The organism is Aeromonas fluvialis (assembly GCF_000819885.1).
Classification (GTDB): domain Bacteria; phylum Pseudomonadota; class Gammaproteobacteria; order Enterobacterales; family Aeromonadaceae; genus Aeromonas; species Aeromonas fluvialis.
In genome coordinates, this window is record NZ_CDBO01000016.1 from 1 (window position 1) to 12,699 (window position 12,699).

The window sequence follows — 12,699 nt, forward strand, 5'->3', positions numbered from 1 at the left end:
GGTAATGGGTAATCAGGAAATCTTATGATTTCATAGTTTCTTTGGTAGCAGAGCCCATTGTTGGAATTTAGGACACCCACCAATTTGACAGCGGCGTATCATGCTGCTTGGCTTGACGGGTAGCCCGTTGAGGAGTGTGCCATGACCATCGCTCGTTCACGCCAGATCAGCCTGCAAGATACCCCCTATTACCATGTTGTCAGCCGTTGTGTGCGGCGGACTTTCTTGTGTGGGCAAGATGCGCACTCCGGTCATAGCTACGAGCATCGACGTCAGTGGGTCGTCGACAAACTGGGTCAACTGTCGCGTCAATTTGCCATCGGGGTTTGCGCCTATGCGGTGATGAGCAATCACTATCATCTGGTGCTCAAAATTGATGCCGACACTGCGGCCGGGTGGAGCGAGCGAGATGTGGCGGAGCGTTGGGCAGCGATGTTCCAGTGGCCACTGCTGGTGCGGCGTTGGTATCAGCATGAATCCCTGATTGAGCCCGAGCTCGCAGTGGTACGAGGGTTCATCACACAATGGCGAGAGCGGCTGCACTCCATCAGCTGGTTTGTGCGATTGCTCAATGAAAGCATGGCACGGCAGGCCAATCAGGAAGATGACTGCAAGCAAAAAGGTGGCTGTCCAAATATGAATCAGTCCAAATATGAATCAACTATGAATCGACGATCGTGAAAGGGAGGGGGGTTGTGGTCATCAGGGGGGGGGACGAAGATGGGCCTGTGGCCCATCTTGCAGGGGGTCAGGGAGCCGGTTCCACCACCGTTGCGGCTGGCTCGGTGGCGGTCAGTTGCACTTCTATCAGCATCCCCTGCACCAGCACGGTTTTCAGATCCTGCAGGTACTCCTCCAGCGGCGACTCTTGCAGCAACTGGGCCAGCTCGTTGCCCACCGGGGTGAGGCGATAGTAGAGCAGGGTGATGTTGTTCTGCTTGCACTGCAGCCGCCAGCGCTGGTTGCCGAATTCCAGCTCGACCCCATCGGCGGGTAGTGGGCCGGATTCCAGCTCGCCGCGGTGCAACAGGCCCAGCTCGAAAAGTTGCAGCAAGGCATTATAGGGGAGGCGGTATTTGCCAAGGCCGAGGCGCGTCGCCTTGGCGCGGCTTAGCAAACTGGCTCCCTTGTGCAGCCCCAGCAGCAGACGCTGCTCGTCGCTGCCGGTGTAGTGGCAGGTCAGTGAACAGATGCGCTGAAACAGCTGGGCCTCGCGCTGGGTCATCTCTTTGAGGGTGGCGAGCGCCCGGATGGAGAAGCGGCCCGGAGTGGCGACCTCGATGGCGAAGATCCGCCCCCACAGCTGCTGCATCGGCACCATGCTGATATCTTCCGCCAGTTGCAGGAAGCGGGTCAGCCAGTCGCTGTCCATCTCGCCGCCGGCCGCCGTCTCTTCGCAGTGGCGGGAGGCCATCACCATGATGGCTTCCAGATTGCGCTGGCGAGCGGCCTGATCCGCCAGATGGCGAAAGGTGGCGCGCTGTTCGAAGGTGCTGTCGCTGTTGCGGGTGAGCATGCCGTCGATACCGCGACTGCGGGCCAGACGCAGGGTCTGCTCCTGGCTGCTCAGGATCGAACTCTCTTTTTTTGGGGGGGGGAGGTCTGCCATGCTGACTCCATTCGCACAGGTTCTGGAGCTGAATGTTACTCCAACCGGGATGCCAAGATAACAAAGCGGCCTCCGTGGAGGCCGCTTTTTTTGCAACGGGAGGATTACTCCTCGTAGACGCTCACCTCGACCGCTTCCATCGAATAGGAGGCGGTAGCCATCTCGTGGCTGGAGCTGACCGTGCGCATCCTGCCCTTCACCCAGATGGCATCCCACAGATCATCGACCGGCGCACCCTTGGGGTAGCTCACATAGATCACCTGATTGGTGGGGGGCGGCGGCACATGGATGCAGGCGCCGAAGTAGGGCACCAGCAGGAAGGCGGTGATCTTCTTGGCATCCCCTTCCAGCGGCACCACGAAGCCCGGAATGCGCACATCCTGGTTGTCCAGCTTCTTGTTTACTCCGCCCACCGGTTGCGGCACCGACATGGGATCTTCGTGATTGACCTGGGGCGGTGGTAGCAGTTTTTCCCCTTCCGGGATGAGCACATCCCAGTCGATGGTCTTGTAATCGGCGGCCAGGGCGGGCAGCACCAGCAGGCTGGCGAGCAGCGCCACAATTTTCCACTTCATCATCTGTCCTTCTGTTTCTATTTTGGGCGTCTCGCTAGACGCGAATGCTCATGCCATCGCTCAGGCTGTAGCGGTAAGCGCGGGCGGCAGGGAGCAGGCCAATCATCATGCCTGCCAGCCACACTACCCCCAGCAACTGCCATTCGTAGGTGCTCGGCAGCCCCAGACTCAGTTGCAGGCCATAGTGGCTGAGCAGCCAGGGCGAGGCAAGCCCCTGCCCCAGATAGAGCACGGTGACCCCGAGGGCGATGCCGACCGTGGTCAGCGCCATCGCTTCCAGCGCCAACAGCAGGAACAGATGGGCAGGGCCCGCACCGAGGGATCGCAAAATAGCGAGCTCCCGGCGCCGCTCGTTAAGCCCTGCCAGCAGGGTAGTCAGCATGCTGATCAGGCCCGCCACCACCACGAAACCGGCGATGACCGACAGGGCCGTTTCCGCCACGCTCATCAGGCTCCACAGCTCCTGCAGGGCGGCCCCCGGCAGGATCGCCATCAGCGGCTCTTTGGGATAGGTGTTTACGCTGCGTTGCAGCTGGAACGCCAGGATCCGGTTGCTCAGCCCCACCATAAAGGCGGTGATGGTTTTCGGGGTGAGATCCTGCGCCAGCGCCTGCTCCGGCGTCACGTTCTTGCTGTGGCGGCCGGTGTCCCAACCGAGATGGATCGCCTCTATCCCCGCCAGCGGCACATGGATGGTGCGATCGATGGGCGTACCGGTCGGCGCCAGGATCCCCACCACCTTGAATGGCAGGTTGTCGTGCTGGCTGAAGGAGGTGTTACCGGCGCCGTGGGCGATGACGATGGTTTGATCCAGCCTGTAGCCCAGTTTTTCTGCCACCTGAACGCCGAGTACCGCTTCAAACGGCGTGTCGAATGGCCGCCCTTCCTGCAGTTGCAGCGACTGCTGCTGGCCGTATTTCAGATGGGTGAAGTAGTCACCATTGGTGCCGAGTACCCGAAACCCTTTATGGGAGTCACCGAGCGACAGGGGGATGGTCCAGGCGACGCCGGGTTTCTGCTTGATGGCCTGATAGGCGTCCCACCCCACGTTGTTGGTGGGGTTGCCGATGCGAAACACCGAGTAAAGCAGCAGATTCACCTGACCGGAGCGGGCGCCGACGATGAGATCGGTTCCCGAGACGGTGTTGGAGAAGCTTTCGCGGGCCTGGGTGCGCACCCGCTCCACCCCGAGCAGCAGGGTGACGCTGATGGCGACGGCCAGCAGGGTGAGACCGGCGGTAAGGCGGCGGGCCCAGAGACTTTGCAGGGCGAGTTTTAGCACGTAGCCCTCCGGTTGAGCTGTTGCAGGTTTTCGACCCGCGGGAACAGGGGTTCGAGATAAGGGTCGTGACTGACGAAGATCAGGGTCGAGCCCTGCTTGTCGCACTCCTCGAACAACAGCTTGATAAAGGCCGCCCGGTTGTCGGTGTCGAGTGCCGAGGTGGGCTCGTCGGCGATCACCAGTGGCGGCGAGCCGATCAGCGCCCGTGCGGCGGCAACCCGCTGCTGCTGGCCGATGCTGAGGGCATGCACGGGGCGATGTAGCGCCTCGTCCGGCAGTTGCAGCTCCGCCAGCAGACGACGCGCCTCCTGCTCCGGACTCCCTTGCAGGCGAGCCCGTTTGGCGGGCGAGAAGGTGAGGGCCGCGGTCACGTTGTCCTGCACCGAGAGAAAGGGCAGCAGATTGAACTGCTGGAAGATATAACCCAGATTGGCCGCCCGGAAGTGGTCACGGGCACGGCCAGAGAGCCGGGCCAATGGTTGGCCCAGCACCTCCAGGGTGCCGTGGTTGGCGCTCTGGATCCCGGCCAGCAACCCGAGCAGGGTCGATTTGCCGGAGCCCGACGGGCCCTTGATAAAGACCCGCTCACCCTCGCGGATGGTGAGGGCGGGCAGATCGAGTACAGCGTCGCCACCTGGCCAGGCAAAGGCCAGATCGCGGATCTCAACCACGGCTTTTTTCATGGCGTTACCAGCTCAGCTTGTTGGCGGACGGGGTCAGCTCGCCCGCGGTCTGGCCGGTGGGCAGGATCCCCTGCACGCTCAGCTTCTCAAGGCTCGGATAGACGCTGAACAGGGTCGCCTCAAGGCCGGTCAGTTTGGCTGGCATGGTGCAGGTGTAGGTGTACATGGCGCCCATATCGGCATGACCCGCCTCATCGTGGTGTTCATCGTGATCACCGGCAGCCTTATCATGGTCATGGTCGTGATCTTCTTTGGCGGCCTGCAGCTCTTGCTGGGTCAGTTTGCAGCCAGCGGCTGGGTCGAAGCGGAACAGGGCGTCAGGCTGCTGGAGGCGGGCGACCGCTTTGGCATATTGCGCCTTCTCTTCATCGCTCTTGGCGGCGTGCTCGAAGCCCACCAGATCGGCTGCGGGTGCCTGCAGTTCGATCATCAACTGGTCGCCATCGACCACCAGATTGAGGTGGCCGTGGCCATGCTCGTGGGCGCCGTGGCTGTGGCTCTCGTGTTCGTCGTGATTTGCGTGTGCGCTAAAGGCCGCTGCGGCCAGCAACAGAGTAACTGCTTTCATCTTTAATCCTTTTTCAAAACAAATAGCGAAATTAAACAAATGGATAGAGAAAAAAAGAGACTGGCGGCGCACGGATGGCATAGCTGTGAAGCGTGGCGGTATCGGCTGAGGGTTGCGTGGTTGCAACAGCGGGCAGAACAGAGGGGGCACTGGGGAAACAATAGGGGGTGGCGGTGATGGCTTGCTTGCCATCCAGATGGAGGGCGCAGATAAGGCAGTGATGGTCGTCGTGGCCGGGCAGGGCGGATTCAAACTGGTGCCGGGCAAGGGCAGGCTGCAGCCATAACCAGCCCAGCAGCAGGATCCAGATTTTCAGCTTGATACGACCCATAGACCCTTATGGAAGGGGCGCCATCAGCGCCCTTTCTCTCTGACTCAGAGATGGGACTTGATGAGCCCCATCACGGTTGCAATGTTATTGGCATCGAGCTGGCCATCTTTGGCAAACAGCACCTTGCCCTCTTTATCCAGCAGGATGATGGCCGAGCTTTCCGGCGTCAGATCCCAGGCGTTGCGCGCCATACCCTTGGCATCCAGCACCATGGCGGACCAGGGGAACTCTTTCTTGCTGTCCTCGGCACTGCTCTTCACGAAGCCGGAGGTGCCCCAGATGGCGTCATTGCTGTTGATGATGGTGACGGTCTGGTACTTGTCTTGCGGCAGTTTGGCGGCCTTGATCGCCTCGATCATCGGGGCGTTCAGCTCCTTGGCACTGGAGCGACCGGCAATATGCTGGATCAGGAACACTTTGCCGGTCAGCGACTGGCTCTGCCACGGCTGGTAGCCGATATCCTTGCCATTCAGAACCAGCTCGCCCTTGTCGCTAATATTGACCAGCGGCACCGGGTTGCCATCCTTGACGTTGTGAGCAAAGACCAGAGATGGCAGCAGCGCCAAAGTAAGTACCAGATGTTTCATCCTGATGACACTCCATTTGTTATGTTATAACGAGTTTCGGATTGAGGGAATGGGCGAAGCTCATCCTAAACTGATCGGATCTGTTTAAGAAGTGTTAAATAAAATCGCAATTCAGAAGCGTCTGCGCCCCGCCAGTCAGGAGGTTGGCTGGCAAGGGCGGCTAGGATGGCATGACATCGATAAAAATCAATGAATTGGCAGCTGGTCTGAGCTGTCTGCGTCAGTAGAGTGATTCGCTGATAAGGGGGATCTTGGCCATGGTCATCTGCTGGGCCAGCAGGGACGATCCAGTCAGCAGCACATGGCGCTGGTTGTTGATCACCACCACATCACCGGGTACGCCACTGTCTGCCGTAATGGCCAGCCAGGCAGGGGAGACGCTGCCGATGCTGATATCCGGATAGATGATGCTGAGCACATATTGCGGGGCCAGCTCCGCCAGCAGGCTGGCCATCAACAGCGCCTTCTCGTCGCTGTCGGCCTTGTTATCCTGCAGCGCCTGCAGCGGTGGCGCGAAGTGATCCTGCTGCTCCGGCTGGGTGGGGATGGCGTTCAGCCACTCCTGTAGCAGACTGACGCTGGTGGCGAGATCCTTGGCGGCAAACTGCTGCGCCAGCGGCTTGAGATGCCCCTTGAAGTGGTAGAAGAGCTGGGAGTAATCGGGACGCACACAAGGCAGCTTGCGATTGGCCGGATGGACGCAGGGCACCACCCTCATCTGGTAAAAAGCATCTTCTTGATACTGCAGATAGGCTTGCCAGAACAGCATCGACTCCATGCTGTTGTCCCGCAGGGTGAAGGCCTGTTCCAGATTGCGAAACTTGGTGGCGGTCTCGGGACTGTACTGGTTGATCAGATTAATGCTGTTGTAGAGACGCGGGCTGATGTAGGCGTAAAGGGTCTCCAGCGGATTGGTGAGAGAAGCCTCCAGCAGGCTCATCTCATGGCGGCTGGCTGCCATCACCTGATCGTCGGTGGTCAGCTGGAAGTACTTGCGCTGGCCGTCGCTGGATTGCCACTGCCAGCTCATGTTGATCTCGCTGGCGTTGCTTGTGGCGCCAAGGGTGGTGCAGAGAGTGAGGCTGAGCAACAGCGCGGGGATCGGCTTCATGGTGGTGCTTCCTGCCGTGGACGATAATTAACAACTAGGTGAGCCGGCACCACTTTGGTGATGTTTCGTTTTGTGATCTGGATAACAGATTGATGTGACTTTTAATTTAATTGTGAAATTAAGTCACTCTGGAGGGGTTATGAAGCCTTGGATCATAGTGCTGTTTGGGCTGCTCAGCCTGCCAGCCATGGCGGGTCAGGTAATCGTCAACAAGGGAATGTCCGTTGCGGATACCTTTGCCCTGCGCGATCAGCTGGCGCGCGAACACGAATGGCAGGAGTGGCTGCGCTTCCAGCAGGCCATCAAGTGGCTGGAGGTATTGCCGGTCAACTGCGAGCTGATGAGCCAGCCGGGCGGCGGCTATCGCTGTGGCGGTGATTACTACCGCCCCTACCAGAAAGATGGCCGTGAAATATACATTCAGGGCAATCCTGCCGGAGATGCAGCCGGTCAGCTGCCGCAAACACCGACAAAAAAGGCGCCATAAGGCGCCTTTTTACATGCCGGATAACGCTTACTTGGCAGCGTAACGCTCGGCAGAGGTCTTGATCTCGGCTTCGGCAGCGGCCTTGTCGCCCCAGCCTTCCACCTTGACCCATTTGCCCGCTTCCAGCTCTTTGTAGCGCTCGAAGAAGTGCTGGATCTGGGCGCGCAGCAGTTCCGGCAGATCGTTCACATCCTGGATGTGATCGTACTGCTTGGTCAGCTTGGAGTGCGGTACGGCAACGATCTTGGCATCTTCGCCAGACTCGTCGGTCATCTTCAGCACGCCAACCGGGCGGCAGCGAATGACGGAGCCGGCCAGCAGCGGGTAGGGGGTCGGAACCAGTACGTCGACGGGGTCACCATCCAGAGAGAGAGTCGCGTTCACGTAGCCGTAGTTGCACGGATAGAACATCGGGGTAGACATGAAGCGATCGACGAAAATTGCGCCGCTGTCCTTGTCGACTTCGTATTTGATCGGGTCGGCATTCTGCGGGATTTCGATGATGACATAGATATCGTCGGGCAGGCTCTTGCCAGCCGGTACCAGGTTCAGGCTCATGAGATTTCCTTCATTGTTAGTATCGGGTTTGCAGGCCGATATTATAGCGATGTGATGTTAAATGACCATATTTCAGCGGATATGGCAGCTAAAGAAGGGCCCCCTTTCTGCATCCAGGGGGTTTGATGTGCGCGATATGCACCAAAGGGGGTGAGTGCGCCCTGTCGGTGGCAGTGATTACTGACAGGGCGGGTTGGTTTGCGCAAGCTGAGATGAGCTCAGAGGGCGTAGGGAAGTCTTGATTCGTTGACCAGCCGCGACAGCGCAGTCACCACATGAGGATCAAACTGGGTGCCGGAGCGGGACTGGATATACGCCATGGTTTGCGTCAGCGTCCAGGGCTCCTTGTAGGGGCGTTTGCTCAGCAGGGCATCGAACACATCGACCACCGCCACGATCCGCGCCGACAGGGGGATTTGCTGGCCTGCCAGCTGCTGCGGATAACCCTTGCCATCGAAGTGTTCATGGTGGCCTCGGGCGATCTCTGCCCCCAGCGAGAGGTAGCTGGTTCCCTCCACCATCTCGCCCGCCTTGTGCAAGATATTGGCGCCGATACCCGCATGTTGTTCCATGATGACCCTCTCGTCGGGGGCGAACCGGCCCGGCTTGTGCAAGATATGGTCGGGGGTGCCCACCTTGCCCACGTCGTGCAGGATAGAGGCCATACCGATCATCTCGACAAACTCCTGAGTCAACTGTTCGGGATAGGCCGCCATCTGCTTCAATTCGGCCACGATGGCATCCGAGAGCTTCTGTACGCGCAAGACATGCTCGCCAGTATCTGAGTCACGGTACTCCGCCAGCGCAGCCAGTGCCACGACGGTGGCCTCCTGAGCGCGCAGCAGTTGGTCGTAGAGATAGAGGTTGTCATAGGCTGCCGAGATGCGCTGGCAGAAGACATCCAGCAGATCGCACTCGAGGGGATCCAGAGGCTGGGTCGGTGTGAAGCTCAACACAAACTCCCGGCCATTCTGGGCGGCGATATAGAGGGAGTCCTGCGGGTGTTCAAAGCGGTTGCAGCGATCGTTTAACGCCTTTATCACCGACTCGTGCAGTGACGGAAAATCCTCAAGGACCTGCTCTTCCAGCAGCCCTTCATAGTCACCGGTCGCGGCCAGGATCTCCAGGCCATGCTCATCGGGACGCCGTTCGGCGCAGATAGCCCCTTCGGTGCCGACATCGAGAATCGCGCTGATCTGTTTGAGCACACCGGAGGCAAACTCTTGGAGCGAATGAAGGTGATAGAGATCCCCCGCACCCTCCAGAATCTTGCCAAGTCCCTGTCGACTCTTGTCGATGGCGCTGAGGGTTTCGTAGGCGCGCAGGGAGGCGATGACGGTGGTGAAGAGTGCTTGTACCGTCAGCTCGGTCTTGGTCTTGTAGTCGTTGATGTCGTAATCGAGGATCACCCTTTGTTCCGGCGCCTGACCGGGTTGGCCGGTACGCAGCACGATCCGCACCAGCGAGTTGCACATCTCGTTGCGGATCCGGTGGACCAGCCGCAAACCGGCATCGTCGTGCTCCATCACCACATCGAGCAGGATCAGCGCAATTCTGGGATTGGCCTCCAGCAGGCGGCCAGCCTCGGCGCCGCTATAGGCATTGAGTAGTTCCAGCGGGCGCGACTTGTAGTGAATATTGGAGAGGGCCAAACGAGTTGCTTGGTGAATGTCGGGCTCATCATCCACGATCAGCACTTGCCAGGGAGTGAGTGCCTTGGGGACCACGACCTCTTCCTCATCGAGTTCGATGATGTCGCCATCCAGCCAGATATTGTCCTTGTCTTGGGCACTGCTCATATCGGTTACGCCTCCGGCGCTCAATGAGTATGTGAACAGTATGCACGATCACATCTGCCAGGATCTCGGGATAAGCAGATATCGTGAGCTGGCACGGCCTCTTTCAGCGTTACTCGAAAGGTTCCAGATATCCCTGGATCGATTTCTTCAACCAGGCCAATACCTTACCGTGATAGGCATTTTCTGCCAGAAAGACACCATAGTTGCGCCACTGCTGATCACCGCCTGACAACGCGTTATAAATAACAAAGCCGCCCAGTTTTGCAGGGCGGCTTTTGCTTTGGCCGACACTCTGATCAACGCAGGTTCAGCGCGGCGCTTCGTAGAGCTCCAGCGGCAGGCCGTCAGGGTCGGCGAAGAAGGTAAAGCGCTTGCCGGTCAGCGCGTCCACCCGCACCGGCTCTACCTCGACCCGATGGGCCAGCAGGTGGGCGATGACCCGGTCAAGATCGCTGACCCGAAAGGCGAGATGGCGCAGACCGCACGCCTCGGGGCGGGAGGGGCGCTCGGGAGGCGAGGGGAAGCTGAACAGCTCCAGCTGGCTGCCGTCCGGCAGGGCCAGATCCAGTTTCCACGACTGGCGCGCTTCGCGCAGGGTCTCGGCGATGATCGGCAGCCCCAGCACCTCGTGGTAGAAGTGGCGCGAGCGTGGGTAATCGCTGGCGATGATGGCCACATGGTGGATGGCGTCAAACAGCGGAAAGGTCATGGTGTTTCCTTGTCAGCAGCATAGTGAACGGGCAGCCTGCGCTGCCCGTGTCGTTGATCTAGTTGAAGAAACCGCCGAACCAGTCATCCAGCGCACTGCGCGGCGATGCACTGCTGGCACAACCGGCCGGGGAGCCCATGGTGGATGCCTTGGCCGGCACCTGCAGGCTGCCCGGGCAGTCGCTGGTGACGCGGGTGCCGCTGGCGCGGGAGAAGTTGGCCCAGGTGACCCCTTCCGGCATCTTCAATCCCAGACTGTTGACGCCGCGCTGGCTCATGTAACCACTAAAGAGTTGCAGCGCCCCGCTGGCACCGGTCAAGCCCGCCGGGGTGTTGTCGTCGCGACCGACCCAGATACTGACCAGCTCGTTGTTGTCCATCCCGGTAAACCAGGAGTCGCGCAGCCCGTTGGTGGTGCCGGTCTTGGCCGCCATGGTGGCGCCGGGGAACTTGGCACTGAGCGCGCGGGCCGTGCCCTGACTCACGGTCTTGGTCATGGCGAACAGGGTCAGCCAGCTTGCCTGGCTGTCGGTGACCCGCTTGGCGGTCTGATCATGCTGATAGAGCAGGGTGCCATCCCCCTTGACCACGGCGCGCATGGCCGACAGCGGCTGGGTTAACCCCTGATTGGCGATGGGCAGATACATCTGGTTCACCTCCAGCGGGGAGAGGGCCACCGCCCCCAGCACCAGCGACGGGTAGGGCTGGATCTCCTGCTGGACTCCCAGTTTGTGCAGGGTGTCGACTACCTTCTCCAGCCCCACCTGCAGACCCAGATTGACGGTCGGCACGTTGAGGGAGCTGGCCAACGCATCCATCAGCGGCACGCTCTGGCGGAACTTGCGATCGTAGTTTTGCGGTGTCCAGACCTGACCATCCTGACCGCGAATGCGGATCGGCTGATCTTTGAGCGGGGTCGCCAGGGTCAGACCGTTGGAGAGGCCGGTGAGGTAGACCGCCGGTTTCACCAGCGAGCCGATCTGGCGGCGGGCATCCAGCGCCCGGTTGAACCCGGCGTAGCGGGGATCGCGGCCACCCACCAGCGCCACCACTTCGCCCTTGTGCCAGTCGGAGACCACCATGGCCGCCTCCAGCTTCTTCTTGCCGCGCAGCTTTTCGATGTCGGCGAGGCCCGATTCGACCGCCCGCTCGGCCGCATGCTGGGCGATGGGGTCGAGGCTGGTGAAGATCTTGAGGCCGGATTGCTTGAGCAGATCGGCGCCGAAACGGCTCTGGATCTCCCGCTTGAGCAGCCCCATAAAGGCTGGGGTGCGGCCATAACTCATCTGGCCGCGAGCGATGATGCCGAGGGGCTGACGGCTGGCCAGCTCATATTCGGCCTGAGTCAGGCTGCCATGATCCATCAGCAGCTTCAGCACCAGATCACGGCGGGTCTTGGCCCGCTCAGGGAAGCGCCAGGGATCGTAATAGGAGGGGCCTTTCACCAGACCGACCAGCAGGGCGACCTGATCGATATCCAGCTCGTTGACCGGAATGCCGAAGTAGAAGTAGGAGGCGAGGCCGAAACCATAGACCCCTTGCGAGAAGTTCTGCCCCAGATAGACCTCGTTGAGGTAGGACTCCAGGATCTCGTCCTTGCTGTAGCGATAGTCGATCAGCACCGCCATATAGGCTTCCTGCAGTTTTCGCCACAGGCTACGCTCACGGGTCAGGAAGAAGTTCTTGGCCAGCTGCTGGGTCAGGGTACTGCCCCCCTGCACGGTGCGACCCGCGATCAGGTTGGCGAACATGGCGCGCATGATGGCCACTGGCGAGACGCCGCCATGCTGGTAGAAGTCGCGATCTTCGGTGGTGAGCAGGGTCACCAGCAGGCTGTCGGGTACCTCGCTGAGGCGCACCAGCAGGCGATCTTCCCGATCCTCGGTATTGAGGCGATCGAGCAGCACCGGGTCCATCTGGGCGTAACCGAGCTGGCGCTGGTTCTCCAGCGATTGGATCCCCTCAAGGCGCGGGCCGTTGAAGGTGAGGCGCAGGCCACGGGCCCCATCGGCGCCGTCATAGAACTCGAACGGACGGCGAATAAGCTCGATGCGGTTGCCGTTGATGGTGTATTCACCCGGCGTGTGAGGCTGGCGCACCTGCTTGTAGCTCAGCATATTGAGCTCGCGCAGCATCTGGTCCCGCGACAGGCGCTGGCTGGGGTAGAGCTCCAGCGGACGGCTGTAGACCATCACCGGCAGCTGCCACTTCTCGCCATCGAAGCGCTCGCGCACCTTGGTATCCAGGTAGATGCCAAACACCACCATAAAGGCTGCCACCACCAGGGAGAGCTTGAAGCCAAGCCAGAACAGCTTGCGCCAGATGGTGCGTTTGGGCGCGGCCTTCTTGGGGGCACGCTTGCGTCGTTGGGTTGCCATAAATCCTCTTTGCTTTCCTTTCT

General features: G+C 60.3%; 13 protein-coding genes and 2 pseudogenes. 2 read left to right on the forward strand and 13 right to left on the reverse strand.

Features of this window, described 5'->3' with window-relative positions:
* Nucleotides 1–141: 141 nt before the first annotated feature.
* Nucleotides 142–615 (forward strand): annotated as a pseudogene (locus BN1125_RS04535) (transposase); the annotation flags it as partial.
* A gap of 133 nt (nt 616–748) precedes the next feature.
* Here the strand turns inward: BN1125_RS04535 and BN1125_RS04540 are convergent.
* From BN1125_RS04540 to BN1125_RS04575, 8 genes are all read right to left on the reverse strand, one after another.
* Nucleotides 749–1,609 carry a TIGR03899 family protein gene (locus BN1125_RS04540; protein ID WP_042010938.1) on the reverse strand — a complete coding sequence of 287 codons (861 nt, stop codon included), beginning with the start codon at nt 1,607–1,609 and terminating at the stop codon, nt 749–751.
* 104 nt (nt 1,610–1,713) lie between these two features.
* Nucleotides 1,714–2,187 (reverse strand): DUF3299 domain-containing protein, encoded by a 474-nt coding sequence (locus BN1125_RS04545; protein ID WP_042010939.1) that lies wholly within the window; start codon nt 2,185–2,187, stop codon nt 1,714–1,716.
* Between the two features lie 31 nt (nt 2,188–2,218).
* Entirely contained in the window at nt 2,219–3,466 is a 1,248-nt protein-coding gene (locus tag BN1125_RS04550; protein ID WP_042010940.1) for an ABC transporter permease, read from the reverse strand.
* Entirely contained in the window at nt 3,460–4,149 is a 690-nt protein-coding gene (locus BN1125_RS04555) for an ABC transporter ATP-binding protein (protein WP_042010941.1), read from the reverse strand. The genes BN1125_RS04550 and BN1125_RS04555 overlap by 7 nt, the downstream gene beginning before the upstream one ends.
* A 4-nt stretch (nt 4,150–4,153) precedes the next feature.
* Nucleotides 4,154–4,717, reverse strand: a complete 564-nt coding sequence (locus BN1125_RS04560) for a DUF2796 domain-containing protein (protein ID WP_042010942.1) — start codon at nt 4,715–4,717, stop codon at nt 4,154–4,156.
* 31 nt (nt 4,718–4,748) lie between these two features.
* Entirely contained in the window at nt 4,749–5,048 is a 300-nt protein-coding gene (locus BN1125_RS04565; RefSeq protein ID WP_042010943.1) for a DUF2607 family protein, read from the reverse strand.
* Nucleotides 5,049–5,092: 44 nt separating this feature from the next.
* Nucleotides 5,093–5,635 carry a YtfJ family protein gene (locus BN1125_RS04570; RefSeq protein WP_042010944.1) on the reverse strand — a complete coding sequence of 181 codons (543 nt, stop codon included), beginning with the start codon at nt 5,633–5,635 and terminating at the stop codon, nt 5,093–5,095.
* A 220-nt stretch (nt 5,636–5,855) separates the two neighbouring features.
* Nucleotides 5,856–6,746 (reverse strand): hypothetical protein, encoded by an 891-nt coding sequence (locus BN1125_RS04575; protein ID WP_042010945.1) that lies wholly within the window; start codon nt 6,744–6,746, stop codon nt 5,856–5,858.
* A 139-nt stretch (nt 6,747–6,885) separates the two neighbouring features.
* Between BN1125_RS04575 and BN1125_RS04580 the strand changes: the two genes are divergently transcribed.
* The gene (locus tag BN1125_RS04580; protein ID WP_042010946.1) at nt 6,886–7,233 is read left to right on the forward strand and encodes a hypothetical protein; all 348 of its coding nucleotides are present in this window, start codon (nt 6,886–6,888) and stop codon (nt 7,231–7,233) included.
* A gap of 27 nt (nt 7,234–7,260) precedes the next feature.
* Here BN1125_RS04580 and ppa read toward each other — a convergent pair whose 3' ends face one another.
* The 5 genes and pseudogenes from ppa to mrcB form a co-directional block, all read right to left on the reverse strand.
* Nucleotides 7,261–7,791, reverse strand: a complete 531-nt coding sequence (gene ppa / locus BN1125_RS04585) for an inorganic diphosphatase (RefSeq protein ID WP_033137821.1) — start codon at nt 7,789–7,791, stop codon at nt 7,261–7,263.
* 218 nt (nt 7,792–8,009) lie between these two features.
* Entirely contained in the window at nt 8,010–9,590 is a 1,581-nt protein-coding gene (locus BN1125_RS04590) for a response regulator (RefSeq protein WP_042010947.1), read from the reverse strand.
* Nucleotides 9,591–9,699: 109 nt separating this feature from the next.
* Nucleotides 9,700–9,804, reverse strand: a pseudogene (locus tag BN1125_RS18935) (LysR family transcriptional regulator); the annotation flags it as partial.
* A 93-nt stretch (nt 9,805–9,897) separates the two neighbouring features.
* Nucleotides 9,898–10,299, reverse strand: a complete 402-nt coding sequence (gene gloA2 / locus BN1125_RS04600) for an SMU1112c/YaeR family gloxylase I-like metalloprotein (protein WP_042010949.1) — start codon at nt 10,297–10,299, stop codon at nt 9,898–9,900.
* 58 nt (nt 10,300–10,357) lie between these two features.
* The gene (mrcB, locus tag BN1125_RS04605) at nt 10,358–12,676 is read right to left on the reverse strand and encodes a penicillin-binding protein 1B (RefSeq protein ID WP_042010950.1); all 2,319 of its coding nucleotides are present in this window, start codon (nt 12,674–12,676) and stop codon (nt 10,358–10,360) included.
* Between the last annotated feature and the right edge of the window lie 23 nt (nt 12,677–12,699).